23 protein-coding genes and 2 pseudogenes are annotated in these 25,068 nt (G+C 71.5%); 19 read left to right on the top strand and 6 right to left on the bottom strand.

Annotation, left to right across the window (positions count from 1 at the left end; genetic code table 11):
* Positions 1–9: 9 nt before the first annotated feature.
* The 4 genes from ABD350_RS12180 to ABD350_RS12165 are packed head-to-tail and all read left to right on the top strand — an operon-like array spanning position 10 to position 4,064.
* The gene (locus tag ABD350_RS12180; RefSeq protein ID WP_344348260.1) at positions 10–789 is read left to right on the top strand and encodes an ABC transporter ATP-binding protein; all 780 of its coding nucleotides are present in this window, start codon (positions 10–12) and stop codon (positions 787–789) included.
* Entirely contained in the window at positions 786–1,682 is an 897-nt protein-coding gene (locus tag ABD350_RS12175; protein ID WP_344347955.1) for a branched-chain amino acid ABC transporter permease, read from the top strand. Before ABD350_RS12180 ends, ABD350_RS12175 begins: the two co-directional genes overlap by 4 nt.
* Positions 1,675–2,799, top strand: coding sequence for a branched-chain amino acid ABC transporter permease (locus ABD350_RS12170; RefSeq protein WP_344347954.1), 1,125 nt, complete (start codon positions 1,675–1,677; stop codon positions 2,797–2,799). The genes ABD350_RS12175 and ABD350_RS12170 overlap by 8 nt, the downstream gene beginning before the upstream one ends.
* Complete coding sequence (locus ABD350_RS12165; protein WP_344347953.1) at positions 2,796–4,064, top strand: ABC transporter substrate-binding protein; 1,269 nt, start codon at positions 2,796–2,798, stop codon at positions 4,062–4,064. The genes ABD350_RS12170 and ABD350_RS12165 overlap by 4 nt, the downstream gene beginning before the upstream one ends.
* A gap of 162 nt (positions 4,065–4,226) precedes the next feature.
* On the opposite strand, the gene ABD350_RS12160 is transcribed toward ABD350_RS12165, so the two are convergent.
* Both ABD350_RS12160 and ABD350_RS12155 read right to left on the bottom strand, forming a co-directional pair.
* Positions 4,227–4,772 (bottom strand): SMI1/KNR4 family protein, encoded by a 546-nt coding sequence (locus ABD350_RS12160; RefSeq protein ID WP_344347952.1) that lies wholly within the window; start codon positions 4,770–4,772, stop codon positions 4,227–4,229.
* Positions 4,772–5,509, bottom strand: a pseudogene (locus tag ABD350_RS12155) (RHS repeat-associated core domain-containing protein); the annotation flags it as partial. The pseudogene ABD350_RS12155 and the gene ABD350_RS12160, both read right to left, overlap by 1 nt.
* 278 nt (positions 5,510–5,787) lie before the next feature.
* On the opposite strand from ABD350_RS12155, the gene ABD350_RS12150 reads away from it, so the two are divergent.
* On the top strand, positions 5,788–6,870 hold the full coding sequence (locus ABD350_RS12150; protein WP_344347951.1) for a fatty acid desaturase family protein: 1,083 nt from the start codon (positions 5,788–5,790) through the stop codon (positions 6,868–6,870).
* 156 nt (positions 6,871–7,026) lie between these two features.
* Positions 7,027–7,764, top strand: coding sequence for a dienelactone hydrolase family protein (locus ABD350_RS12145; protein WP_344347950.1), 738 nt, complete (start codon positions 7,027–7,029; stop codon positions 7,762–7,764).
* A 122-nt stretch (positions 7,765–7,886) separates the two neighbouring features.
* Here ABD350_RS12145 and ABD350_RS12140 read toward each other — a convergent pair whose 3' ends face one another.
* The gene (locus tag ABD350_RS12140) at positions 7,887–8,372 is read right to left on the bottom strand and encodes a hypothetical protein (protein WP_344347949.1); all 486 of its coding nucleotides are present in this window, start codon (positions 8,370–8,372) and stop codon (positions 7,887–7,889) included.
* 220 nt (positions 8,373–8,592) lie between these two features.
* Positions 8,593–9,885 (bottom strand): extracellular catalytic domain type 1 short-chain-length polyhydroxyalkanoate depolymerase, encoded by a 1,293-nt coding sequence (locus ABD350_RS12135; RefSeq protein WP_344347948.1) that lies wholly within the window; start codon positions 9,883–9,885, stop codon positions 8,593–8,595.
* A gap of 277 nt (positions 9,886–10,162) precedes the next feature.
* Between ABD350_RS12135 and ABD350_RS12130 the strand changes: the two are divergent.
* The 5 genes and pseudogenes from ABD350_RS12130 to ABD350_RS12110 form a co-directional block, all read left to right on the top strand.
* Positions 10,163–11,317 (top strand): annotated as a pseudogene (locus ABD350_RS12130) (glycoside hydrolase family 10 protein); the annotation flags it as partial.
* 415 nt (positions 11,318–11,732) lie between these two features.
* Positions 11,733–12,788 (top strand): FecCD family ABC transporter permease, encoded by a 1,056-nt coding sequence (locus tag ABD350_RS12125; protein ID WP_382466622.1) that lies wholly within the window; start codon positions 11,733–11,735, stop codon positions 12,786–12,788.
* Positions 12,789–12,790: 2 nt separating this feature from the next.
* Positions 12,791–13,558 (top strand): ABC transporter ATP-binding protein, encoded by a 768-nt coding sequence (locus ABD350_RS12120; RefSeq protein WP_344347947.1) that lies wholly within the window; start codon positions 12,791–12,793, stop codon positions 13,556–13,558.
* An 8-nt stretch (positions 13,559–13,566) separates the two neighbouring features.
* Positions 13,567–14,571 (top strand): ABC transporter substrate-binding protein, encoded by a 1,005-nt coding sequence (locus ABD350_RS12115; protein WP_344347946.1) that lies wholly within the window; start codon positions 13,567–13,569, stop codon positions 14,569–14,571.
* Positions 14,572–14,825: 254 nt separating this feature from the next.
* Positions 14,826–15,146: a hypothetical protein gene (locus ABD350_RS12110; protein ID WP_344347945.1), complete on the top strand. Its 321-nt coding sequence runs from the start codon at positions 14,826–14,828 to the stop codon at positions 15,144–15,146.
* A 77-nt stretch (positions 15,147–15,223) separates the two neighbouring features.
* On the opposite strand, the gene ABD350_RS12105 is transcribed toward ABD350_RS12110, so the two are convergent.
* Positions 15,224–16,456 (bottom strand): MFS transporter, encoded by a 1,233-nt coding sequence (locus ABD350_RS12105; protein ID WP_344347944.1) that lies wholly within the window; start codon positions 16,454–16,456, stop codon positions 15,224–15,226.
* A 282-nt stretch (positions 16,457–16,738) separates the two neighbouring features.
* Here ABD350_RS12105 and ABD350_RS12100 point away from each other — a divergent pair, with 282 nt between their 5' ends.
* Positions 16,739–17,923 (top strand): Gfo/Idh/MocA family protein, encoded by a 1,185-nt coding sequence (locus ABD350_RS12100; protein WP_344347943.1) that lies wholly within the window; start codon positions 16,739–16,741, stop codon positions 17,921–17,923.
* A 59-nt stretch (positions 17,924–17,982) separates the two neighbouring features.
* Positions 17,983–18,522, top strand: coding sequence for a VOC family protein (locus ABD350_RS12095; RefSeq protein ID WP_344347942.1), 540 nt, complete (start codon positions 17,983–17,985; stop codon positions 18,520–18,522).
* A 243-nt stretch (positions 18,523–18,765) separates the two neighbouring features.
* Here ABD350_RS12095 and ABD350_RS12090 read toward each other — a convergent pair whose 3' ends face one another.
* The gene (locus ABD350_RS12090) at positions 18,766–19,170 is read right to left on the bottom strand and encodes an SDR family oxidoreductase (protein WP_425584187.1); all 405 of its coding nucleotides are present in this window, start codon (positions 19,168–19,170) and stop codon (positions 18,766–18,768) included.
* A 17-nt stretch (positions 19,171–19,187) separates the two neighbouring features.
* Between ABD350_RS12090 and ABD350_RS12085 the strand changes: the two genes are divergently transcribed.
* The 6 genes from ABD350_RS12085 (at position 19,188) to ABD350_RS12060 (ending at position 25,056) form a co-directional block, all read left to right on the top strand.
* Entirely contained in the window at positions 19,188–19,541 is a 354-nt protein-coding gene (locus ABD350_RS12085; protein ID WP_382466621.1) for an MmyB family transcriptional regulator, read from the top strand.
* Positions 19,542–20,068: 527 nt separating this feature from the next.
* A complete protein-coding gene (locus ABD350_RS12080; protein WP_344347940.1) occupies positions 20,069–21,928 on the top strand; it encodes a phage tail sheath family protein in 1,860 nt (619 codons plus the stop codon).
* A gap of 34 nt (positions 21,929–21,962) precedes the next feature.
* The gene (locus ABD350_RS12075; protein ID WP_344347939.1) at positions 21,963–22,487 is read left to right on the top strand and encodes a phage tail protein; all 525 of its coding nucleotides are present in this window, start codon (positions 21,963–21,965) and stop codon (positions 22,485–22,487) included.
* Positions 22,488–22,525: 38 nt separating this feature from the next.
* Complete coding sequence (locus ABD350_RS12070; RefSeq protein WP_344347938.1) at positions 22,526–23,254, top strand: T4 family baseplate hub assembly chaperone; 729 nt, start codon at positions 22,526–22,528, stop codon at positions 23,252–23,254.
* Positions 23,247–23,990, top strand: a complete 744-nt coding sequence (locus tag ABD350_RS12065; RefSeq protein WP_344347937.1) for a hypothetical protein — start codon at positions 23,247–23,249, stop codon at positions 23,988–23,990. The genes ABD350_RS12070 and ABD350_RS12065 overlap by 8 nt, the downstream gene beginning before the upstream one ends.
* Positions 23,991–24,117: 127 nt before the next feature.
* A complete protein-coding gene (locus tag ABD350_RS12060; protein WP_344347936.1) occupies positions 24,118–25,056 on the top strand; it encodes a Pvc16 family protein in 939 nt (312 codons plus the stop codon).
* Positions 25,057–25,068: the final 12 nt, after the last annotated feature.

Here is a 25,068-nt window from a genome sequence, read left to right as displayed (position 1 = left end):
GGCCAGGGTGTGCCGCCGCTGCACGTCCGTGACGTCACCGTACGCTTCGCCGGCCTCACCGCCCTGGAGGGTGTCTCCCTCACCGTCGCCCCCGGCACCGTGCACGCCCTCATCGGGCCCAACGGCGCCGGGAAGTCCACCTGTTTCAACGTCCTGTCCGGGCTCTACCGGCCCTCATGCGGCACCGTCCACCTCGGCGACACCGACCTGACCCGGCTCGCCCCGCACCGCATCGCGGCCCTCGGCGTGGCCCGCACCTTCCAGAACATCGTCACCACCGAGGGCACCGTCGCCGACAACCTGATGGTCGGCCGCCACGCGCTGACCCGAGCCGGGTTCGCCGCCGGGGCGCTGCGCCTGCCGTACGCGGTGCGCGAGCAGCGCGAAAACCTGGAGAAGGTACGGGAGATCGCCGAACTCACCGGCCTCGGCCCGCACTTCGACCGCCCGGTGGCGCTGCTGCCCTACGGCGACCGCAAACGCGTCGAACTCGCCCGCGCGCTCTGCCTGGAACCCAAGGTGCTGCTCCTGGACGAACCGGTGGCCGGGATGAACGCGGGGGAGCGGGCCCGGACCGCCGAGGTCGTCACCGAGGTCCGCGCCCGGCTCGGCCTGTCCGTGCTGCTGGTCGAACACGACATGGGCCTGGTGATGCGCCTCGCCGACGAGGTCACCGTGCTCGACTTCGGCCGCCTCATCGCCCAGGGCACACCCGACGAGGTCCGCGCCCACCCGCAGGTGCTGCGCGCCTACCTCGGCACCGCGAACGACCGGGAGGACACCGCGTGACCGCCTTCCTCACCAGCCTCCTCAACGGCCTGTCCCTGGGCGCCGTCCACGCCCTGGTCGCGCTCGGCTTCGTCGTCATCTTCAAAGCCTCCGGCGTGCTCAACTTCGCCCACGGCTCCCTGCTGCTGCTCGGCGGCTACCTCACCGCCGTCTGGCACCCCCACCTCGGCTTCGCCGGCGCGCTCGCCGCGGCGGTGCTGGTCACCGCGTCGGTCGCGGGAGCCGTCGACCGGTTGCTGCTCCAGCGCGGCGGCACCGGCCCGCACGCCGCCCACGCGCAGACCATCGTCACCATCGGCGTGGACGTGCTGCTGTTCACCGACCTGTCCCGCCGGATCGGCGGCGACCTGCTGCCGCTCGGCGACCCCTGGGCGGACGCGGTGACCCGGATCGGCCCGGTCACCGTCGCCGACAGCCGGCTCGCCGCGATCGTGGTCTCCTGCCTGGTCATCGGCGCGGTCTTCGCCGCGTTCCGGTACACCGCCTGGGGGTTGTCGCTGCGCGCCGCCGCCGAGGACGCCGAAGCGGCCGCCCTGATGGGCATCCGGCTCTCCCGGGTGCGCACCGGAGCCTGGTGCCTCGCCGGCGCCCTGGCCGCGTCGGCCGCCGTGTTCCTCGCCGCGTTCCCCGCCCCCGGTCTGGAGCGCACCACCGGCCAGATCGCGCTGGCCGCCTTCCCCGCCGCGATCCTCGGCGGTCTCGCCTCACCCGCCGGCGCCCTCGCCGGCAGCCTCCTGATCGGGCTCACCGAGGCGTTCGCCGCCGGGTACCAGTCCGAACTGCACGTGCTCGGCGACGGGTTCGGCGACGTGGCGCCGTACCTGGTGATGGTCGTCGTCCTGATCGTCCGGCCGCAGGGCCTCTTCGGCGCGAAGGGTGCCGCCCGTGTCTGACCTCCCCCCGCGCCGCACGCTCCGGCCCCTCGTCATCCTCCTGGTGGCCCTGCTCCTGTGCGCGCCGCCGTTCTACCTCGACGTGTTCTGGCTGCGCATCGGCCTGTTCGCGATGGCCGCCGCGATCGGCGCCGTCGGACTGGGCCTGCTCTCCGGCTCCGCCGGCCAACTCTCCCTCGGCCACTCCTTCTTCCTCGCGATCGGTGCGTACGGCTACACCTGGCTGGCCGGCGAGGAGCCGGGCGCCGGACTGCCCAGCGCGCTCGCCCTGGTCGCGGCGGTCGTGCTGGCCGGGCTGGCCGGCGGACTGTTCAGCCCCGTCGCCGGCCGGGTGCGCGGCGTCTACCTGGGCGTCGCCACGCTCGCCCTGGTCTTCCTCGGCCACCACATCCTGGTCAGCGCCGAACCGGTCACCGGAGGGTTCAACGGTCTGTCCGTGCCGCCGCTCGCGGTCGGGTCCTTCACCTTCGACGCGAGCGGCCCCGAACTCGTCGTCCTCGGCGTACCGTTCGGCGCCGAAGAACGCCTGTGGTACCTGAGCCTGGCCCTGTTCGCGTGCACCTGGTTCACCGCGCGCGGCCTGCTGCGCTCCCGGGCCGGCCGCGCTCTGAAGGCGCTGCGCGACAGCGAGACCGCCGCCGCCGTCATGGGCGTACCCGTGGCCCGCTACCGGGCCGGGGCGTTCGTCCTGTCCTCGATGTACGCGGGCCTGGCCGGCGCCCTGCTGGCACTCGCCTTCCGCCGGGTCGTCCCGGACTACTTCGGGCTCGCCCTGTCCGTCGACTACCTCGCGATGATCGTCATCGGCGGCCTCGGCTCGGTGGCCGGCGCCACCGCCGGCGCGGTCTTCGTCACCGCGCTGCCCCTGCTGATGACCCGGTACGCCGACCAGCTCCCGCTCGTCGCCTCACCCGGCTCGGCCGGCGATGCCCTCGGCCCCACCGAGGCCTCCCGCTACCTCTACGGCGCCGCCATCGTCCTCATCCTGCTCTTCGCCCCCGACGGGCTGAGCGGACTCCTGCACCGGCTGCGCGCCCGGATCCGGATCCGGCGCCGCCCGGCCGGACACCCCGCGTCCACCGCACCCGTCGTACGAACCAAGGAGCACACCCCGTGAACGTCAGGAACCGCACCACCCGGGCCGCCCTCGCCCTGTCCCTGGCCCTGCTCGTCGCGGCCACCGGCTGCAGTTCCAAGGCGAAGAGCGGCGACGGCGGCGACACCAGAGCCGACGGTGTGCGCACCGGGCCCGGCGTCACCGCGGACACCATCAGACTCGGCGCCCTCACCGACCTGACGGGCCCCTACGCCACCCTCGGCAAAAGCATCGTGCAGGCGCAGCGGCTGTGGGCCGAGCAGACCAACGCCAAGGGCGGGATCTGCCGCCGGAAGATCGAGATCGTGGTCAAGGATCACGGCTACGACGTCCAGAAGGCCGTCACCGCCTACGCCGACCTCGCCCCCGACGTCGTCGCACTGCCCCAGGTCATCGGCTCCTCGGTGATGTCCGCCCTCCTCGACGACATCGAACGGGACGACATCCTCACCTTCCCGCAGGCCTGGTCCGCCTCCCTGCTCGGCAAGGACGCCGTGCAGGTCCTCGGCACCACCTACGACGTCGACGCGCTCGCCGCCGTGGACTACCTCACCCGCGTCAAGAACATCAAGAAGGGCGACAAGATCGGCCACGTCTACTTCGAGGGGGACTACGGCGACAACGCGCTGGAAGGCTCCACCTGGGCCGCGAAGCAGGCCGGGATCACGGTCGTCGGCCAGAAGATCCAGGCGACTGACACCGACCTGTCCGCGCAGGTCGCCGCGCTCGCCAAGGCCGGCGTCAAGGCGGTCCTGATCAGCGCCGGACCCGCCCAGACCGCCTCCCTGGCCGGCGTCGCCGCCGCGAGCGGACTGAAGGTCCCGGTGGTCACCAGCGCGCCGGGCTATGCCCCGCAGCTGCTCAAGACCCCGGCCGCGCCGGCCCTGGTCGCCATGCTCGGCATCGTCAGCGCCGCCCCGAGCGTGAGCTCCGACCTGCCCGGTGTGAAAGCGATGGTCACCGCCTACCGGAAGAAGTACCCCGACTCCGCCGTCGACTCCGGTGTGCTCTCCGGCTACAACGCGGCCCAGCTCATGGGGGAGGACTTGAAGAAGGCGTGTGCGGCCGGCGGCCTGACCCGCGCCGACGTGATCGCGGCGCACCGTTCGCAGACCGACGCGGACACCGGTCTCGGCACCCCGCAGGACTTCTCCGACCCGTCCCGCCCGGCAAGCCTGTCGACCTACGTCCTGAGGCCGGACACCAAGGCGGTCGGCGGGACGGTCGGCGTCGAGGACGCGCACAGGACACCGGGTGTCGAGGACTACCTCAAGCAGCGCTCCTGAGGTGACCGCAGGCGCTGACGGCGATCCCTCCCGTCGTCAGGCCGGCGCTCGACGAGACCGGGCCCACGCGTGCGACGCCGGTCAGCACGACGATGCGTTCCTCGGTGCCCGGGGCGTGTGCGGCCGATTCCTGGAGCCTGCCGCCGGCGGTCCTCGGAGTGCCTACTCGTCGGCGAAGATCTCTTCGTTGGTTTCGAAGAGGTGCTCGTCCAGGGGCAGGTCGGGGAAGTATTCCGACTCGGTCTCTCCCGTGAGCAGCCCCAACAGGAAGGAGGTGCAGGGACCGGCGTGCCGCTCCCACTCGGGGCCGCGGCCCTCGTTGATCAGAATGGGCCAGTTCTCGGGCTCCTGGCCGGGGGTGGACAGGAAGTAGAGGACTTCACCGCCCTCGTCCTCGTAGGCCCACGGGATGAGGCGCGCCCCTTCCTGGTCCAGTTCGGCGGGGCGGGGTTCGCCACGATCCCACAGGAGCCGCAGGGACTCGCGGCACTGGGCGTCCATGGCGATCAGGTCGTAGCGCGGGCGCGGGCAACCGGGCTCCAGCAGCCAGATGCTCTCGTCGAACAGGCCGCCGCCGTAGGTGTCGACCAGTTCCTTGTAGTCCCGCGGCAGCTCGGTGCCCAGTCGCTCCTCCACGGCAGCCCAGTCCTTGGGGGCCGCGTCCGGGGGCGGCAGCAGCTCGGTGAGGCGGGTGAGGGAGGGGTTCATCAGCGTTCCTCGGGTCGGGGTTCGTTCAGGATAGTGACCGAATTGGTCGGGGAGCTCGACCCCAGGGGGGTGAACTTAAAGCCGCGGTTTCCATGCGCCTCGATGGTGACGCCGACGGGCACGACGTCGGTCGGATCATTGGTGCGGTAGACCGGCGTGACGCTGTACGTGATCGTCTCGCCTCGGTCGACGGCCGCGCGTACGTCGTTCTCGACCTGCCGCATGACCGGGCTGTTGGCGTAGGCGTGCATCGCGACGAAGTTGCGCGGATCCCGGTTCGATCCGCCGAGCTGGGCGCCGATCAGATGGCCCTTGTTCCAGGCGCCGCCCTTCTTGTAGCCGGGTACGTTGACGCGCGGCCGGGTCTTGCCGCCCATCATGTCGGGCTCCAGCGTGGCACGGACGCCGGTCGCCCGGTTACCGGGGCCGAGCGGACCGTACTGGACACGGCCGCCCCAGGTGACCTCGTTCTCGTCGCACCGGGCGAGTCCGAGCGGGTCGAGCTCGGACTGCGGGTTGGTCACGTAGGCGACCGGGTTGGGACCCGGTCCGAGCCCGAGCGGGTCGGGGCTCGTGTAGCGGGCCGTCTCGGGGTCGTAATGCCGGAAGTAGTTGTAGTGCAGGCCGGTTTCGGGGTCGGCGTACTGACCGGGGAAGCGCAGCGGGGTGGTTGATCCCGATGAAGTCCAGGACTTCGTCAAGCCAGCCCGGGATCGTGTACCCCATCCCCGTCGTCCTCCCGTTGCCCGGCACCCACTGAGCGGAAACCGAGTTCTCGCCTTGCGCTGGAGAACCCTAATGGCCGGCGGTGACACATGCCCAGGCACACGCAGCCGCACCGCCGTGGCGCCGCCGGCCGGACCGGTCGCCGGCGGGCAGCCGCCCTTGCTGGAAAAGCCCACGTCAGGGGGCTGAAGGGGGTGGCACCACCCGGGCCGCCCTGGGGCAATCCCCCGCTTCGACACGGTGCCTGTCCGGCTGTTCCGGGGGGACGGGCGTGCCGAGACTCGGAGGCATGACGTTTTCCCCGCAAGCCGCGACCCTGACCGCGGCACCCGCCGACCCCTCTTCTGCGCCCGGAGCCGGAAGTGACTTCTCCCGGCTGTCCCGGCGTATCACCGAGGCGGGACTGATGCGGCGCCGCCCCGGTTACTACGCGGTACGGCTCGGGCTGGTCGTCGCGCTGACGGCGGCGGGCTGGGGTGCCTTCCTCGCGCTCGGTGACACGTGGTGGCAGCTCGCGGTAGCCGCCTTCCTCGCGTTGATGTACGGCCAGACCGCCCTCGTCGCCCACGACTTGGCGCACCGCCAGGTGTTCCGGCGGAGCCGGCCGAGCCGGACCTGGGGCCGGCTCTTCGGCAACCTGGGGATCGGCATGAGCTACGGCTGGTGGATGAACAAGCACACCCGCCACCACGCCAATCCCAACCACGAGGAACTGGACCCGGACGTCGCCCCGGACATCCTGGTGTGGTCCACCGCCCAGGCACGCCACAGCCGGGGCCTGGCGCGTCTGATCGGCGGCCACCAGGCATGGCTGTTCTTCCCGCTGCTGACGCTGGAGGGCTTCAACCTGCACGTCGCGAGCGTGCGGGCGCTGCGCTCGCCGTCCATGAAGCACCGCGCGCTGGAGGCCGTACTGCTCCTCCTGCACCTCGCCGCCTATCTCTCGGCGCTGTTCCTGGTGCTCCCGCCCGGCAAGGCGGTCGCGTTCCTCGCCGTGCACCAGTGCCTGTTCGGCGTCTACCTGGGCTGCACCTTCGCCCCGAATCACAAGGGTATGCCCACGTTCAGCGGTGACGAGCGGCCCGACTTCCTGCGCCGCCAGGTCCTCACCTCCCGCAACGTCCGCGGTGGTCGGCTCACCGATGTGCTCCTCGGCGGTCTCAACTACCAGATCGAGCACCACCTCTTCCCGAGCATGCCCACCCCGCATCTGCGCCGGGCCCAGGTCGTCGTGCGCGCCTACTGCGCCGAGATCGGTGTGCCGTACCACGAGACGGGGCTGATCCACTCCTACCGTGAGGCTCTGGCGCATCTGCACCGGGTGGGGGAACCGATCCGGCGGCAGCGCGAGACGGCCGCGAAGCCTTCCTAGCGCCGCCCGGACGCCGACCGGTTCCCCACGGCACCCCCGGGGTGATCTCGAAGCCCTGAGCGCCCGTCGCCCACGGCGTAGAGGGATTCCCGCGGTGTTCTGCCGGCGGCAGAACACCGGCCGGACCGAGCTCGACGATCACTACAGTCCGGTCCCATGACGACGATTACGACGCGTACGGTGGAGTATCCGGCCGACGGTTTGACGATGATCGGGTACCTCGCGCTCCCGGCCGGTGTCGACCGCCGGCCCGCGGTGCTGCTCGGTCCGGAGGGCATGGGGCTCAGCGACGTCGAACGCCGCCGGGCCGACGCGCTCGCCGAGCTGGGATATGTGGCGTTGGCCTTCGATCTGCACGGCGGGCGCTATGTGGGTGACCCCGAGGAGATGCTGGCCCGTTGCCTGCCGCTGCTCGCTGATCCCGACCGGATGCGGGGCATCGGTCATGCGGCGCTCGACGTGTTGCGCGCCGAACCGCGGACCGATCCCGACCGGATCGCCGCCGTCGGCTACGGCACGGGGGGTGCCATCGGGCTGGAACTGGGGCGCGACGGTGTCGGCCTGCGTGCGATCGGGACAGTGAACGCCACGACCACGGGCCGGCCGGGGGAGGCGGCGCGGTTTCGCTGCCCGGTGTGGGCCGGGGTCGGGTCGGAAGACCCGATCATGCCGCCCGCGCAACGGGAGGCGTTCACCGCTGAGATGCAGGCCGCGGGCGTCGACTGGCGCCTCACGGTCTACGGCGGAGCCTTGCACGCCTTCCACCACCCGCCCGTCGACCACCCCGTGGTCCCCGGCGTCGGCTACCACCCACGACACGCGCGGCGAGCCTGGCGCGACGTCCTCGACCTGCTCGCCGAGTGCGTGCCCGTGACGGAGGATCCGAGGGCATGATCCAGGTGAGCGTGCCGGCGCCGGGCCTGGTCGGCGTCGCCCGTTGACCGTCCCCTCCCCTCAAGTCCGGCAGGGTCGCTGCCGTGTCCGAGTGGGCCCGGCCGAGGGCCGGGGCGGGATGGTCACTGAGGTTCGGACCGGTCGAGCTGCTCGCGGGTGTACGCGTCCCAGTCGGCCGGGGGATACGTCGCCTGCGGGGCCGCGAGGGCCACGTCGACCGCGATCGCGGTCTCCTCGTCGAAGAAACCGAGGTCTCGGACCAGTTCCATCGCCCGTACGGTGGCCTCGCCGAGCGGACGCGCCATGCGGTCCGCGCCGGACGGGAACGACACGGGTTTCATCCGCGCCACTTTGAGCGTGCGCTCGGCTCGGTCGTCCAGGCCGAGGACGGAGTAGCCGACGGCCAGGGCGACCTGCTTGAGCGCCGTGGACATGGCCCCGGCTAGGTCCGCGGCACCGTGCAGCGTCTGCGCCGGGCTGCCCGCGACGGCGTCGTACCGTGTCGGCCCGTACTGCCGCTCCAGCCGTTTCCGTTCGCCCGCCAGCAGGGAATGTGCCTCCTCCAGCACACGGCCGATACGCACCAGTTCGGTCATGTCGTGGAACATCGTGTCTCCTCGCCGTCGACTGGGCCGACTCTACGAGTCGTCGCGGCGCTGCGGAGGCTGTCGGGCGCAGGCGCCCTGATGGAGTGACGGGTGGGTGATCCGTGGACACGGCGGCGGCCACGGTGCATCACCGGTCCGGCCCCGCCCCGGGCGGGAGGACGGTCCGGGCAGGCGGGTGACGTACGGGCGCGTCACCCGCCTGCCCGGCCGGAGCGGTACGTCAACTGGTGGCGCAGGTCGCTCCGTTGAGGCTGAAGGACGCCGGGGCGGAGGTGTCGCCGGTGTGGGTGGCCTGGAAACCCAGGGTGGTCGAGGCACCGGGGGCCAGGGTGGCGTTGTAGGCGGCGTTCCGCGCGCTCACGGCGCCGCTGGAGGGTGTGAACCGGGCGTTCCAGCCGGAGGTGATGACCTGTCCGGCCGGCAGGGTGAACGTCAGCGCCCATCCGTCGACCGGCGCGGTGCCCGTGTTGGTCACGGTAATCGAGGCCGTCAGCCCGGTGTTCCAGGTGCTGGTCGAGTACGTCACCCGGCAGGCGCCGGCCGGGGGTGTGGGCGGCTCGGTCGGCGGCTGGGTGGTCCCGGAGTCCAGCCCGAAGAAGGAGATGGCGCGCGCGGCCATGCCCGCGGCCGGCAGGGTGTGCCCGGTGCCCTGGATGCTGATGGCCTCGACGGGGGCCTGGGTGCCGGTGCCGCCGTAGCGGGTGCGGGTCCAGGTGGACTGCGGATGGTCGGTGGACGCGGGCGTCTGGCTCACGCCGAGGACGTTGGTCCACTGCTTGATCTCTTCGCCGAAGTTCGGGTAGCGCAACGTGGTGTCCTCGGTGCCGTGCCACAGCTGCATCCGGGGCCGGGGCCCGCTGTACCCCGGGTAGGCGCCGCGGACCAGGTCGCCCCACTGCTGGGGTGTCCTCGTCACGGTTCCGTTGGCGCAGGCGCTGTTCCAGCCGGAGCCGTCGGTCGTGGCGAAGCAGCCGAAGGGTACGCCTGAGAAGGCGGCTCCGGCCTTGAAGACGTCGGGGTAGTCGCCGAGCAGGACGTTGGTCATCATCGCGCCCGACGAGGCGCCGGTGACGTAGACGCGGTTCGGATCGGCGCCGTAGTGCTGCTCGGCGTAGGTGACCATCGACACGATGCCGACCGGGTCGCTGCCGCCGCCGCGCTTGAGCGCCTGCGGAGAGGAGACGTCGAAGCAGCCGCCGCTGCGGGTCACCGAAGGGTAGATCACGAGGAAGCCGTACCGGTCGGCCAGCGAGGCGAACTCGGTGCCGGAGTAGAAGGCCGGACCGGAACCGGTGCAGTAGTGCACGGCCACCAGGACCGCGGGGCGGGCCGGTGCGCTGTCCGGCCGGTAGACGTACATGCGCAGGTTGCTCGGGTTGGCGCCGAAGCCGGTGACCTCCGTCAGGGAGGCCGCGTGGGCGGCCGGCGCGGACAGGGTCAGCATGGTGAGCAGCGGCGCCAGGACGGCCAGCAGGGCTGTCAGCAGGGGCCGTAGTCTCGGCCTTCGGATCATGTTGTCGGCTCCCGTCTCGAAACATTCGGACATCTTTCGGGAACGTGCCGCGTCACGTTAGGGGCATCGGAGGGCGGCGTCAACCACTCCTGCGGAAGTGCAATTGCCTGATGGTCCTCCCTGGTTGATCTTTGCCTGACTCCCTGAAGAGTCGTCCCGAACCGTTGACCACCGCCGTTTGGGTTCGTAATCTGCGCGTCACATTCGGAGATAGTTCCGAATGTTTCGAAAAGGGGGCTGGCGTGCTCATGCCTAAAGCGTCGCCCAGGCGGACGGCCTCGACCGCGAGTTCACCTCGGTCACCCCCGAGAACGAGATGAAGTGGGACGCCACCGAGTCCACCCGCAACACCTTCACCTTCGGCGCCGCCGACCAGATCGTCACCCGCGCGCAGAGCAAGGGCATGAAGATCCGCGGCCACACCCTGGTATGGCACTCCCAGCTGCCCTCCTGGGTCTCCGGCCTGGGCACCGGCGACCTGCGCACGGCCATGAACAACCACATCACCCAGGTCATGCAGCACTACAAGGGCAAGATCCACTCCTGGGACGTGGTCAACGAGGCCTTCCAGGACGGCTCCAGCGGCGCCCGGCGCAGCTCACCCTTCCAGGACAAACTCGGCAACGGCTTCATCGAGGAGGCCTTCCGTACCGCCCGCACCGTCGACCCCGACGCCAAGCTCTGCTACAACGACTACAACACCGACGGCATCAACGCCAAGAGCAACGCCGTCTACGCCATGGTCAAGGACTTCAAGGCCCGCGGCGTACCCATCGACTGCGTCGGCTTCCAGTCCCACTTCAACAGCGCCTCCCCGGTCCCTGCCGACTACCAGGCCAACCTCCAGCGCTTCGCCGACCTCGGCGTCGACGTCCAGATCACCGAACTCGACATCGAAGGCTCCGGCAGCAGCCAGGCAACCAGCTACGGCAACGTCGTCAAGGCATGCCTCGCCGTCACCCGCTGCACCGGCATCACCGTCTGGGGCATCACCGACAAATACTCCTGGCGCTCCAGCGGCACCCCGCTCCTCTTCGACTCCGACTACAACAAGAAAGCCGCCTACACCGCCGTCCTGACCACCCTCGGCGGCTCCTCCGGCGGCGGTACCCCCACCCCGGGCGGCGCCACCTGCACCGCCAGCTACAGCAAACAGGAGGAGTGGAGCGACCGCTTCAACGGCAAGGTGACCATCACCGCGGGCAGCTCCCCGATCACCAGCTGGTCCACGACGGTCACCGTCACCGCGCCGCAGAAGATCTCCGCGACCTGGAACGGTTCGCCCACCTGGGACAGCGGCGGCAGCGTCCTGACCATGCGGCCCAACGGCAACGGCAGCCTCGCCGCGGGCGCGTCGACGAGCTTCGGCTTCACCGTGAGGAGGAACGGCAACCCGGCGGCCCCGGTGATCGGGGCGTGCACGGCCTCCTGAACCGCACGGACCTCTGCCCCCTCGGCCGTACGATCCCCGCCCGGATCGTACGGCCGAGTCGTGGCGGCGTACGTCGGCACGCCTGCGGCCAGCGACGGCGCGGCGCCGGAGAACTTTTCCGGTGCCACGGCGCCGACCGCACCACCCGGCCGCCCAAAGACACGTCGGTGCCCGTTTGTTAGGCTTCCCTCGCCTCCCGTGGGGGAAGTCCGGTGAGAGTCCGGCGCTGACCCGCAACGGTGTGCACGGCACCGCATCCGACGGTGGCCGTGCGAGCCCGATCGCCTGCGGGGGCGTATCGACCCGTTGACTGCTCGCCGCGGACTGCGAGAGGGGATCGCCCGGCCGGGTACGGCCGCACGGGCTGCTCCTGCTCGACGTCCAGCAGGCGGCCCGTGTGAAGGACGGCCCACCCGTGCGCCGAAGTACGGCCCCCAGCCGCATACCCGTGCTGCCGCTCAGCCTGTCACTGGCGCTGCTGCTCCTGCTGTCCCTCGTGGGTGGTGTGGGACTGGGTGCCGCCGAGGTCGGCTGGGCGGAGGTACCGCGCTTCCTGTGGGCCGGGCTCAGCGGCGGTACCGTGTCCGCGAGCGACGCGGCCGCCTACACCATCGTCTGGGAGATCCGGCTGCCGAGGGTGCTGATCGGCGCCGTGGCCGGAGCGGGCCTCGCCGCCGTCGGTGTGGCCGTGCAGGCCCTGGTGCGCAACGCGCTCGCCGACCCGTTCGTCCTCGGTATCTCCTCGGGCGCGGCGGTCGGCGCCCACGCCGTGATCCTCCTCGGCGCGTTCGCCGGACTCGGGGTGTGGGCGCTGTCCGTCTCCGCCTTCGTCTCGGCGCTCGCGGCCATGGCGCTGGTATACGCCGTGGCCCGCTCACCGCAGGGCCTGACACCGTTGCGGCTGATCCTGACCGGTACGGCACTGGCCTACGGCTTCCAGGCCGTCACCTCGGTCATGGTCTTCGGCGCGGCCCGGGGCGAGGCGGCGCGGTCGGCGATGATGTGGCTGCTGGGCAGCCTGGGTGGCGCCACCTGGGCTCAGGTGCCCATCGCCGCGGTCACCGTGACGGCCGGATGGGCCTGGCTGCGCCGGCGGGCCGAGGCGCTCAACGCGCTCGCCCTGGGCGACGAGACCGCGGCCGCGCTCGGCGTCCGACCGGCTCGGCTGCGCCGGGAGCTGTTCCTCGTCACCGCGGCCGTGACCGGGACGGTGGTGGCGGTCAGCGGGGCCATCGGGTTCGTCGGGCTCATGGTGCCGCACGTCGTACGGATGCTGGTCGGCGCCGACCACCGGCGTGTGCTGTCCGTCGCGCCGCTCGCGGGGGCCGTGCTGCTGGTGTGGGCCGACGTACTGTCCCGGCTGCTGTTCGCCCCGGCCGAGCTGCCGGTGGGAGTGGTCACCGCGGTGGTCGGTGTGCCCGCGTTCCTGCTGCTGATGCGGCGGGGCGGCTACGCGTTCCAAGGGCGCTGACCATGCGACTGGACATCGAGGACGTCACCATCGAGGCGGCCGGAACACGCCTGGTCGAGCACATCGAACTCACCGTGGACAGCGGGGCGTTCGTCGGCCTGGTCGGCCCCAACGGCAGCGGCAAGTCCACTCTGCTGCGCTCCCTGTACCGGGCGCTGCGGCCGGCCGGGGGAGTGGTACGGCTGGACGGCGGTGACCTGCACGCCATGGATCCGCGAGCCGCCGCCCGGGTGCTCGCCGCGCTGCCGCAGGAATCCTCGGCCGAGTTCGACTTCACCGTCACCGAGATGGTCGCCATGGGACGGCTGCCGCACCAGAACCGTACGGCCGCCTCGGACCGGGAGATCTGCACCCGGGCGATGGAACGCACCGGCGTCGCCCACCTCGCCGACCGCGGGTTCCTCGAACTGTCCGGCGGCGAGAAGCAGCGCGTCCTCATCGCCCGCGCCCTCGCCCAGCAGCCCCGGATCCTGATCCTCGACGAACCCACCAACCACCTCGACATCGCCCACCAGTTGGACGTCCTGTCCCTGGTCCGCGACAGCGGCCTCACCGTGCTGGCCGCCCTCCACGATCTCAACCTGGCGGCCGCCCACTGCGACGTCCTGTACGTCCTCGACGGCGGCCGGATCGTCGCCTCCGGGCCACCCTGCGACATCCTCCGGCCCCCTTTGCTGGCAGAGGTGTTCGGTGTCCGGGCCCACACCGTCCGGCACCCCGTGACGAACGCCGTCCAGCTGCTGTTCGACCTGCTCCCGCCCGCCACCTGAAGGACGCCATGCGCAAGCGCCTCATCGCCGCCGCCCTCTGTCTCGCCGCGACCGCCACCGGCTGCGGTGCCTCGGTCGAGCCGTCGCGAGACCCGGGAATCCCGTCATCGGTCACCCTCACCAACTGCGGCCGCCGGGTGACGTACGACAAGATTCCCGAGCGGGTCGTCACCAACGACGTCGGCATCACGGAACTGATGTTCGCCCTGGGCCTGGAGGACCGCATGGCGGGCTTCGCCATGCCCGACGACAAAGGGGACCTGCGCGATGTGCCCTGGAAGGACGGCTACGAGAAGACGACATGGCTGTCCAAGGACCAGCTCACCAAGGAGAACGTCCTCGACGCCCGCGCCGACCTGGTTTTCGCCGGCTGGGGCTACGGCTTCCGCGAGGACGGCGGACTCACCCCCGAATCACTGGAGAAGCTCGGCATCCCCTCGTACACCCTCACCGAGTCCTGCCACAACGGCCGTGCGAAGTCCTCCCGGGGCATCATGGCGCCGCTGGACGCCCTGTACGCCGACCTCGCCAACCTCGGCAGACTCTTCGGCGTCGAGGAGCGTGCGGACGCGCTGATCGCCGACTTCAAGAAGCAGATCGCCAAGGTGCGGGCGACGGCACCCAAGGGAGCCGACCGTCCTTCGGTCTTCCTCTACGACAGCGGCCGGGACGCCCCCTACACCTCCGGCCGTTACGCCGCCCCGGAACAGATCATCACCGAGGCCGGAGGCGTCAACCTCATGCACGATCTGGCGGACTCCTGGACCACGGTCGGCTGGGAGAGCGTCGTACAGCGCAACCCGGACGTCATCGTCGTCTGCGACTACGGCGACGTCAGCGCCGAGCAGAAGAAGGAGTTCCTGCTCTCCTACCCACCGCTGCGGAACGTCTCCGCCGTCAAGCACCGCAGGATCGTCTCCCTGGACTACGCCGGCCTGGTGGAAAGTCCCCGCAACCCGGCGGCGATCGCCCGGCTCGGCGCATACCTGCGCACCGTGCAGGCCGACCGGTGACACGGGCCCGTCCGGCGCCGCGGGCCCCACCCCGCCGGGTGCGGTCGATCCTGTCACCCATGAGGGGCGTTCGAGTGGCGGTGCCCGGCGGGCGGGCACATCGTGGTCGGGCGAGGAGTGCCCGGTCCCCGGCCCGTGGGTTCCACGGACCAATCCCGGGACCGGAGGCAGCGTCGTCCGGATCACCACCGAGATCAACCGAGATCATGGGAAAGCGTATGAGCCGAATCGGAACAGCGAGGGCGGGAACACTCGTGAGCCTGGTCATCCTGGGGCTTGCCGCCCCGCCGGCGGTCTCCGCCGAGGCCGGCGGCCCAGCGGCACCGGCCGTGGTCTGCGGTACCGACGGGTCCACCGGTCTGGCGGTGTCGGCCGGCAGCGCCGGGGACTGCGCACTGGCTCTGCGGGTGGCGGATGCCTACACCAAGGCCGGGCTGCGGGAGGGCGGAGCGGTCACCGTGGTCCGCGCGGACGGTTCCGTGTGGCGCTGCCAGGAACGGCAGGGCGACCCGAACCCGTACCAGGAGTGCGTGGACGCGACCGACACGGCCCGGCACATCACGCTGACATCCTGACATCACCCGGTTGACACCCGCAGGCAACCCTGCCTGTCGCTCCGGCGTCGAGGCGGTACGGATCCGCGATCCGACGGCTACGCCGACATGTCCGGCACCCCGCCCCGGACGGCGGCCCGTCGTTCCCCCTGCCGCACCACCCACGTTTCGGACAGCAGTACGGCCAGGCCGCCGACCGCGAGCACACCGCCGACGAGCACCGCGCCCCGCACCCCGAGACCGGTGGGCAGCAGCAGGCCGCCGACGAGGGAGCCGCCGGCGATGCCGACGTTGAAGACGGACGAGCCGACGGCCGAGGCGATCTCGGTGCTGCCGGGTGCCACATGCAGAATCCTGCTCTGCAGCGCGGTCGTCATGGCGGACATGGCGAATCCGAGCAGCGCGACCAGGCAGACGGCGGCGACGGCCCGGTCGCCGAGCAGGCACAGCCCGAGCATCGTCGCCGACAGCAGGGCCACGCCCAGCACCATGGTGCCGCGCGGATGGCGGTCCACCCGCGCGCCCGCCAGGGCGGTGCCCGCGATCCCGGCGATGCCCGAGCCCAGGAGCAGGGGCGCCACGGCTGACTGGGCGAGGCCGGTCACATCGGTGAGGAAGACGGTGATGTACGTGTAGCCGGTGAAGACACCACAGATGACAAGGGCCGTCGCCGCCATCAGGACCAGGAACCGGCGGCGGCTGGGGTCCGCGCCGTTCGCGGCGTCACCCTCCTCACCGGCCGAGGACGGCAAGAGGACGGCGACCGCGACGAGGGCGAGGAACCCGAACCCGCTCATCACCACGAACGGGATCCGCCAGCCGGCCTGCTGCCCCAGCCACGTCCCGGCCGGGACACCCACCACGGCGGCCAGGGACAGACCGGAGAAGAGCCCGGCGACCACCCGGCCCCGCACCTCGGGAGCGAAGAGGCCGGCGGCGGTCGAGGCGATGACCGACCAGAACACCGAGTGGGTGAGTGCCACCGTGACGCGGGCGGCGAGCAGGATCCAGTAGCCCGGGGCCGCGGCGGAGACGAGATTCGCCATGACGAACAGGGCCAGCAGCCCGCAGAGCAGCGTGCGCCGCGGCACACGGCGGACCAGGCGGGTCAACGGCACCGAGGCGACGGCCACCACCATTCCGTATCCGGTCACCAGGCGGCCCGCCTCGGCCCTGGACACGCCCAGATCGTCGGCGATCAGCGGAAGCAGACCGACCGGCAACGTCTCCACGGTGCTCAGGGAGAACAGCGCCAGCGCCAGCGCGACCACCACGACCACGGCGGTCGAGGTGCGTATGGAGGTTCCCGTTCCGGTGAGGGGCACTGTCACTGCCTTTCCTGTCTGGTCGTCCAGGCGATCCGGACGGCCGGGGAGGGATCCCGGACAAAGGCCGGGCGGCGTCAATGAATGCACGATCCCGTGGCTCGTGCAAGCGGATTTCTGTAAACACCCCGTAAACGGCATCGCATCTGCTTCATTCCGGCCAGGAGCGCAGAATCAGCCGAAACTCTTTCGATCCTTGAGCCGGTGAACACAGGACGTGTTGTCTGTCTCTCACAAGTCCTCCACGGGGACTCTCTGCACGGCCATTCCACGGAACAAGGAGGAGCAATGCCCACTTCCATGGGCGAAGGCAAGCGGGTAGGCGTCGCCTTCCTCGGTTGTGGTTATGCCGCGGACTTCTACGGCCCCACATTGCCCAACTATCCGGAAATCAGCCTCATAGGCGCCTACGACCCCCAAGGGGACCGAGCGAAAACTTTCGTCGCGGAGTACGGCGGGAGGTTATTCGGCAGCATGGACGAGGTGCTTGCCGACCCCGAGGTCGAGATCGTCGTCAACCTCACGCCGACGGCCCAGCACTACGCGGTGAACAAGGCCGCCCTGTCGGCCGGGAAGCACGTGTACTGCGAGAAGCCCATGACCACGAACATGGCGGAGGCGAGGGAACTCGTCTCGCTCGCCGCGGAGCGCGGGCTTTCGCTGTGCAGCGCCCCGGCCACGGTGTTCAGCCGGTCGGCGCAGACCCTCATCCGTGCCGTCCACGACGGGGTGGTGGGCACACCGCGGCTCGCCTACGCCTCGCTCGACATGGGACCGCTCGCGTTCATGGCCTACCGCGACTGGCGCAGCAAGCGCGGAGTCCCCTGGCCCTACCGCGAGGAGGTGGCCAACGGCTGCGTATTGGAGCACGCCGGTTACCTGCTCACCTGGCTGACGGCCATGTTCGGTCCGGTCGTGCGCATGTCCGGCCAGACCGTCACTCCCTTCGCGGACCAGTGGGAGGGCGTCGTCGCCGACGTGGCGCCCGAGACCTCGTTCGGCGCGCTGCGCTTCGCCGACGGGACCATGTGCCGCCTCACGATCGGCTGGGCGGCGCCCGCCGACAAGTCCCTGCTCGTCGTGGGCGACCGGGGAGTCCTGTCCGTCGACGACGTGTGGCAGGCGTCGAGTCCGGTCACGCTGCGGCGCCGGGTGCTCACGACCGGCAGGGACACCGGTTACCTGGCCGAGCCCGAGCAGCTCCCCTTCGTCCTGCCCCCGCTGGAACACGGATACGACGACGAGGCGCACGACCTGACGGTCGCCGCGGGCATCGCCGACCTCGCCCGGGCGATCCGGTCGGGAGGCCGGCCGCTGCTCGGTGCGGAGTTCTCCCTCCACATCCTCGACGTCAGCCTCCGCTTCGCCACGGCCAGGACCGCGGACGAGCCCATCGACGTCCCGGCCCCCTCCGCCACCGGCCTGTGGGGCGACCGGTACCGGCAGCCCGCGGAGCTTCCCGTCCCGGCCTGACCCCAGCCGCTCCTTCTTCGACCGCCACCCGCCGGCCGCACAGCACCACGGAGGAAACCGTGTACGGCAAGACCCGAGGAATTCCCGGATCGTCAGGCGTGCACCACGTCGCCTACACCGTTCCAGACCTGGACCAGGCCGTCACGTTCTTCGTCGACGTGCTCGGCGCGGAACTCGCCTACCGGCTCGGTCCGGTGGAATTCCCGGACAGCGACTGGATGGAGAGATACCTCGGCGTCCACCGGAAGGCGGCGATGGACCTGGCCATGCTCAGGCTCGGCCCGGTGACCAACTGCGAGCTGTTCCAGTACTCGGCTCCCGACCAGCGAAGGGAGATACCGCGCAACAGCGACTGGGGCGGCCACCATCTGGCCTTCCACGTCGAGGACATGGACGAGGCGGTGGCGTACCTGCGTGCTCAGCCCGGTGTCCGGATACTGGGCGAGCCGCAGCCCCTGGAACCCGGGTCGACCAGAGGTGACAGCTGGGTCTACTTCCTCTCTCCGTGGGGAATGCAGCTCGAACTCATCAAAATGCCTCCCGGAATGTCCTACGAGAGGGAGACCACGACCCGCCTCTATCAGCCTGGCGGGCGTTGAATTCCGCTTTCGGAGGGGCTGCCGGGTTCGGCGGCGCCGAGGCTCGGGCCGCACGGCCCCCATGGGATCGGCCCCCGGGTACGGGCTCGGCGCGTACGTGGGGCGGTAGGCGCACGAGCGTAGCCGCGCCTGGTCCCAGGTGCTCATGATGGTCTCCGGGACGGGTCAGGGACGGTCCGGCGCCGGGGTGCGGTGGTGCCTGCGGGCCGCACCCCGGCCGGGTGCCCCGGTTCCGGGCGGGGTTCAGTGGGTGGTGTATCCGCCGTCGACGGGCAGGGCGACGCCGATCACGAAGCCGGCGCCGGGGCCGCACAGGCACAGGACGGCGGCGGCGACTTCCTCGGCCTGGCCGAGGCGCCCGATGGGCTGCTCGCTCGTGATCGCGGCCATGGCCTCGGTCTGCCCCGTGAGTATGTCGGCGACCATCGGGGTCTCGATCACGCCCGGGCAGACGGCGTTGGTGCGGATGCCCTTGGGCGCGTACTCGACCGTGGCGCTCTTCGTCAGGCCGATCACACCGTGCTTGGAAGGGTGGTAGGCGGCGCGCTCGGGCAGGCCGACCAGCCCGCCGAGGGAGGAGCGGCTGTCGATGGCGCCGGAGCCCTGGATGCGCATCTGGCGCAGTTCGTGCTTCTGGGCGGCCCACACGCCGCACAGTCGCCCGCATGGAACGCGGGAACCTCTCCGGCGCCTCCGAAGCCGTGCTGGACTCCCTGGCCCGGGCGCTGCGGCGCGACGAAGCCGAGCGTGCCCACCTCATGGACTTGGCCCGGACCGCCGGCATCACCCGCCGGCCCGCATGCCGCCGCACGGCACAGCCCATCCGGCCCGCACTGCAACAGCTCCTCGACGCGATGACCGACGCGCCCGCCTTCATCCGCAACGGCCGCCTCGACATCCTCGCGACCAGCCGTCTCGGCAAGGCCCTGTACCGGCCGCTGTTCCAGGACCCCGCCCGGCCGCTACCCGTACCGACCGACCCGGGTCTGACCCTCACCGCGGAAAAGCCACGCTCCTGAACCGTGAGACCCCACGGCACTCTCCAGTGATCAAAGCCAGTGGCAGCCTCCGCGGCCCTGTAAACACCGGAATCCGCCATTGAGGAATGTGCGTCTGGTGGAATTTCGAACGCCTCGGTAAGTGCTTCGAAGGCGTTCGGAATAGGATCTTCATATTCCGGTGGCGTTGCCTGTGAAGATCCTTGGAGTCTGTTGTCGATGACATGCGGGCGCACTGCGGGAAGAGCAGGTGTTTACCTTCACGAAACTTTCGTTCGGGGTGGCCGGAACGCGCCTTGTTGCCCCAACTGCCCGTGCCTCAAGGTTAATTCGTCTACGAGCATCAGGAGTCACAAGCGTTGCTTGGCCCGGCCGGCCGACCGCCGTCCGGGAATTGGCGGGGGAAATCGAATGCGTGCGCACGTCCAGCGTTGACCGGCCGGTTGCGTGGGGTCGTCCGCCGCGCCGGAACGGAACCTGTCCCTTTGCCGCCTGCCTCTTGGTGCCATTGCCCGGTGCCCGAGACAGGGGCAGGAGGGGGAAAGCCGATGAGCTCGGTGAGCGCCGCCAAGCCGACGTATCCCGGCGTCTACGTCGAAGAGCTTCCCAGCAGCACCCGCACCATCTCGACCCTGACCACGTCGGTGACCGCTTTCGTCGGCCACACCCGGCGCGGTCCGCTCAACGAGCCGGTGCGCGTCACCAGCTTCGCGGAATTCGAACGCCGCTTCGGCGGCCTCGGCGCGCGCAGCGCGGTCGGCTACGCGGTCCACCAGTTCTTCGGCAACGGCGGCAGCGTCGCCGTCGTCGTCCGCGTCACCAAGGCCGGCAGCGGAAAGGCCGCCCGCGTCACCCTGAAGTCCACCGAGGGGCACAGCGACAGCGACGCCCTGGACGTGCACGCCAAGGAGCCCGGCCTGTGGGGCAACGGCCTGCGCGTGGCCGTCGACCACGACACCCTCCACCCCGACGACACCTTCAACCTGCGCGTCCACGACGCCCGGGGCGCGGTCCGCGAGAGCTTCACCGGCCTGTCCACGGACCCGGACAGCGGCCGCCACGCCCCCGCCGTCGTCAACGCCGGTTCCCGGCTGATCCGCGTCCACGCGGTCGGCGAGGGCCGCCCCGACCCGTCCGGTACCGTCTCCAAACCGTTCGGCCACCGGCTGCCCGACCTCGCCGTCGACCTCACCGTCAAGATCGGCGACGTGCAGCGCGAGTTCACCCTCTACGACCCCGACAGCGACGGCGCGGCGCCGTGCTCCGTGGCCGAGCTGGCGCTGCTGCTCGAACGCAAACTGCGCGCCCTGCCCGACGCCCCCGGCAAGCACGCCTTCGCCGACGCCGAGGTCACCGTCTTCGGCCGCCGCCTCCAGGTCGTCGCCGGCTCCACCGACCCCCAGGACGTCGTCCGCTTCGTCGGCGAGTGCGCCAACGACCTCGGTCTGGAGGCCTCGGTCAACCCGCCTGTCTTCCCGCTGGCCGGCGGAGCGGACGGCGAGGCACCCGGCCCCCGGGACCTGATCGGCTCCGAGGCCGCCAGGACCGGCTTCCAGGCGCTGCGCCAGGTGGCCGACGTCAACCTCCTCGTGCTGCCCGAACTCGCCGGGTACGACAAGACCGAGGACGCCGTCACCGTCGTCTCCGCCGCCCAGCGGCTGTGCGCGGAGCGGCGGATCTTCCTGCTCGTCGACGCCCCCTCCACCTGGGTCGACGTCGACACGGCACGCGCCGGCGTCGCCGCCTTCGACGCGGTCCGCGGCAGCCACGCCGGCCTGTACTTCCCGCACCTTCGGCTCACCGACCCGCTCACCGGACGGCTGCGCGCCTTCCCGCCCTCCGGCGCGGTCGCCGGCGTCATCGCGCGCACCGACGCCGAGCGCGGCGTGTGGAAGGCGCCGGCCGGCACCGAGGCACGGCTGGCGGGCGTGCACTCCCTCACCGTCGACCTCACCGACCGCGAGACCGGGCTGCTCAACCCGCTCGGCGTCAACTGCCTGCGCACGCTCCCGCTGACCGGCCCGACCGTCTGGGGCGCCCGAACCCTGGAGGGCACCGACGCCCTGGACGGCGAGTGGAAGTACGTGCCCGTACGACGGCTCGCCCTGCACGTCGAGGAGAGCCTCCAACGCGGCCTGCAATGGGTGGTGTTCGAGCCCAACGACGAGAACCTGTGGCAGCAGATCCGGCTCGCCGCCTCCTCGTACCTGCACACCCTCTTCCGGCAGGGCGCCTTCAAGGGCGGCACCCCGCGCGAGGCCTACTTCGTCAAATGCGACCGCGACACCACCACCGACGAGGACATCGCGGACGGCATCGTGAACGTCCTGGTCGGCATCGCGCCGGTCCGCCCCGCCGAGTTCGTGATCGTGAGGATCCGGCAGACGTCCGGCCGGTTCGAGCCGTAGTCCCGCGGGAATTCTGGAGAGCTGAAGGAATCCGATGGCAGAGTTCACCGTCAACGCCCATCGTTTCGACCCCTACAAGAACTTCAAGTTCCTGGTCCTGTGGGACGGTCGTACGGTCGCCGGCATCAGCAAGATCAGCCCGCTCAAGCGCACCACCGAGGTCGTCAAACACCGCCACGGCGGCGACCCCAGCTCCCCGCGCAAGTCGCCGGGACGCTCCGAGTTCGACGGCATCACCCTGGAGCGCGGCGTCACCCACGACCCCGAGTTCGACCGCTGGGCCAACAAGGTCTGGCAGGTCGGCGCGGGACCCGGCGCGGAGGTCTCCCTCGCCGACTTCCGCAAGGACATCGTCATCCAGGTCCTCAACGAGGCCGGGCAGGTCGCCGTCTCGCACAAGCTGTACCGGACCTGGCCCAGCGAATACCAGGTCCTCGGCGAACTCGACGCCAACGCCAACGCGGTGGCCATCCAGTCGCTGAAGCTCGAATGCGAGGGCTGGGAACGGGACTACGAGGTGCCCGAACCCGAGGAACCCTCCTTCCTCAACCCGGCCTGACGCGGCGCGCGGCGAGGCGAGAGGAACGGGGGGAACGGATGGCGGACACCGGGGCGGCCGCGCTGCTGGCCACCTGGGAGGCGGGCCTCGCCGAGGCGCCCGCCGGGCGTGCCCTGCTGCTGCACGGCACGGCACGCCCGGACCTCGACGCCACGGCGCTGCCCGCCGTACCGCTCGGCGAACGCGAGAGCGACCTGCTCGCCCTGCGCCGCGCCCTGTTCGGGGAGCGGATGCAGGTGCGGCTGGACTGCCGCGCGTGTGGCGCGGACATGGAATGCGAGCTGGACGCGGGGGAGTTCGCCCGGACGCTCGACCGGCCCGCGCGGCGGGTCGTACGGCTGACGGAGGACGGTTGGGACATCGCCTTCCGGCTGCCCGCGGCGGCCGACCTCACGGCCGCGGCCCACGCCGCCGACCCGCGCGCCGCGCTGCTCGCCCGCTGCCTGGTCTCGGCGGCCCACGACGGGGCGCCCCGCACCGCCGCCTCCCTGCCGGAACCGGTACAGCGCAGGATCGCCGAGGCCGTCGAGGCCGCCGACCCCGGTGCCGACGTGACGCTCAACGTCGGCTGCCCCGAGTGCGGCACCGCCACCCGGGCCGAACTCGACATCGCCTCCTACCTGTGGACCGAACTCGACGCCTGGGCACGGGACACGCTCCTCGACGTCCATCTGCTCGCCACCGCCTACGGCTGGAGCGAGCCGGAGATCCTGGCGCTGAGCCCGCTGCGCCGCCGCTACTACCTGGAGCTGTGTGCGGATGTCTGACTCCTCCCTGACCGACCCCTCCCGGGGACCCGACTTCCTCGACCGGCTGCTCGCCCGGCACACCGCCACCGCGACGGACACGGTCCGGGTACGGCCGCGGCTGCCCGGCCCGTTCGAACGCGTCGAGGCCGTCCGGCCCCGCACCCCGGAGCCGGACCCCGCCGGCACCATGTGGCCGGCCACCACTCCCGCGACCGCGCCCGAGCGGGACGGCCCCCGGCCCGCCACCGAGATCCACCACCACACGGAGCGCGAACGGACCGTCGTGCGCGCCGAACCGGCCCTCACGGAAACGGAGCCGGGCAAGGCGGCCCCGGTCGCCTCGCCGGAGGCGCGCCTGCTGCGCCCTGCCGCGCCCCTGACGGCCGGACCGCGCCCGGCGCCCCGCACCACGGAGCGCGGCACCGGGCGACCGGACCCCGGGACCGGCGCGGACCGGGCCGCGAAGCCCGCCCTCACCCCCCTGGTAACGGGCGCCGCTCGCCCCTCCGCCGCGCCCCCGGCAGCACGCCCCAGCGCCGCGGACACGACGGCGGCCCGGACCGCCGTACGACAATCCGCCGGGCGCCGCGCCGGCCGGGCGCCCGAGCAGGTGGTGCGGGTGCAGATCGGCCGGCTGGAGGTGACGGCCGCCCAGCCGCCCGCCCGCACCGGTTCCCGGCCGGGTGCCCGCCCCGCCGAACGGCCGGCCACCACCCTCGGCTTGGCCGACTACCTGGCCAGGGAGCGCGAGTGAGCACGGGCCGTGCCGGCGAGCCGGTGGGGAGGACGCCCGCGGGCCAGGTGGCGCAGGTGAACGGGGCCGCCGGTGAACGCCGGGGCGCCGGGGGGCCGTTGGACGACAGGGACGGGGAACCGACGCCATGAGCAACGCACTCGCCATCGCCCACGTCAGCCAGGCCCTCGCCCTGCTGATCGAGTCCCATCTCCAGCCGGAGATCGACATGGCCGTCAAGGTGGAGCCGCGCAAGCCGCCCGCCGAGCCGCCGGCCGAACCCACCATCTCCGTCTTCCTCTACCAGGTCGCCCCCAACTCCTCGCGGCGCAACGACGACCTGCCCACCCGAGCCCCCGACGGCACGCTGACGCGCCGGGCACGGGCGGCACTCGACCTCAACTACGTGATCAGCGCGTACGGCGACGAGACCGAACTCGTCGGGCAGCGGCTGCTCGGCTCGGTGGTGCGCACCCTGCACGAAATCCCGGTCCTGCCCCGGGACGTCCTCGAACTCGCGGGAGAAAAGCCCTACTTGGCGGGCAGCGACCTCGCGGAGACGGCACAGCGGGTGCGGTTCACGCCGAACGTGATGGACATCGACGAGACGTCGAAGTTGTGGGGCATGCTCTACCAGACCCCCTACGCCCTCTCCGTCGTCTACCAGGCGTCCCTGGTCTTCATCGACGGCCAGGAGACCCCGGTGCCGGCCAAGCCGGTCGAGCGGCCCGAGGTACGGGTGCTGCCGTTCGGCGCACCGGGGGCGCCGGTGCCACCGGGGACCGGGACAGGCGGTGCCCCAGGCGAGCAACGGGCGGGAGCGACGGACACCGCGCCGGCGAACGAGGACCGGACCGGAGCGAAGGAGGCCGTGCCGGAGAAGGCGGACGAGGCCGGGGTGAAGACCGCCGCGAAGACCCCTGCCAAGACACCAGCCAAGGCCACGGCCAAGGCACCCGCGAAGACCGCTGCCAAGGCACCCGCGCGCGCCCGCAAGGGTACGTCCGGAGCGGCCAAGGCGGCCAGGCCGTCCGCGCGGAGGACGAACCGCGACACGGACGGCACCGAGAACACCGACCACGACTGATCCGGCACGGGC

Origin of the sequence: Streptomyces nogalater, assembly GCF_039532885.1 — a bacterium.
GTDB classification, from domain to species: domain Bacteria; phylum Actinomycetota; class Actinomycetes; order Streptomycetales; family Streptomycetaceae; genus Streptomyces; species Streptomyces nogalater.
The sequence above is the reverse complement of the archived record's forward strand: the minus strand, read 5'-3'. Positions and strand labels throughout refer to the sequence as shown.

Bases quoted from the DNA above. Each gene is read 5' to 3' on its own strand.
- ABD350_RS12160 (WP_344347952.1), bottom strand. From the start codon at position 4,772: ATGAACCCCTCCCTCACCCGCCTCACCGAGCTGCTGCCGCCCCCGGAC.
- ABD350_RS12120 (WP_344347947.1), top strand. From the start codon at position 12,791: ATGCGACTGGACATCGAGGACGTCACCATCGAGGCGGCCGGAACACGC.
- ABD350_RS12070 (WP_344347938.1), top strand. From the start codon at position 22,526: ATGGCGGACACCGGGGCGGCCGCGCTGCTGGCCACCTGGGAGGCGGGC.
- ABD350_RS12085 (WP_382466621.1), top strand. From the start codon at position 19,188: ATGGAACGCGGGAACCTCTCCGGCGCCTCCGAAGCCGTGCTGGACTCC.
- ABD350_RS12100 (WP_344347943.1), top strand. From the start codon at position 16,739: ATGCCCACTTCCATGGGCGAAGGCAAGCGGGTAGGCGTCGCCTTCCTC.
- ABD350_RS12075 (WP_344347939.1), top strand. From the start codon at position 21,963: ATGGCAGAGTTCACCGTCAACGCCCATCGTTTCGACCCCTACAAGAAC.
- ABD350_RS12115 (WP_344347946.1), top strand. From the start codon at position 13,567: ATGCGCAAGCGCCTCATCGCCGCCGCCCTCTGTCTCGCCGCGACCGCC.
- ABD350_RS12140 (WP_344347949.1), bottom strand. From the start codon at position 8,372: ATGTTCCACGACATGACCGAACTGGTGCGTATCGGCCGTGTGCTGGAG.
- ABD350_RS12080 (WP_344347940.1), top strand. From the start codon at position 20,069: ATGAGCTCGGTGAGCGCCGCCAAGCCGACGTATCCCGGCGTCTACGTC.
- ABD350_RS12065 (WP_344347937.1), top strand. From the start codon at position 23,247: ATGTCTGACTCCTCCCTGACCGACCCCTCCCGGGGACCCGACTTCCTC.
- ABD350_RS12150 (WP_344347951.1), top strand. From the start codon at position 5,788: ATGACGTTTTCCCCGCAAGCCGCGACCCTGACCGCGGCACCCGCCGAC.
- ABD350_RS12145 (WP_344347950.1), top strand. From the start codon at position 7,027: ATGACGACGATTACGACGCGTACGGTGGAGTATCCGGCCGACGGTTTG.
- ABD350_RS12135 (WP_344347948.1), bottom strand. From the start codon at position 9,885: ATGATCCGAAGGCCGAGACTACGGCCCCTGCTGACAGCCCTGCTGGCC.
- ABD350_RS12060 (WP_344347936.1), top strand. From the start codon at position 24,118: ATGAGCAACGCACTCGCCATCGCCCACGTCAGCCAGGCCCTCGCCCTG.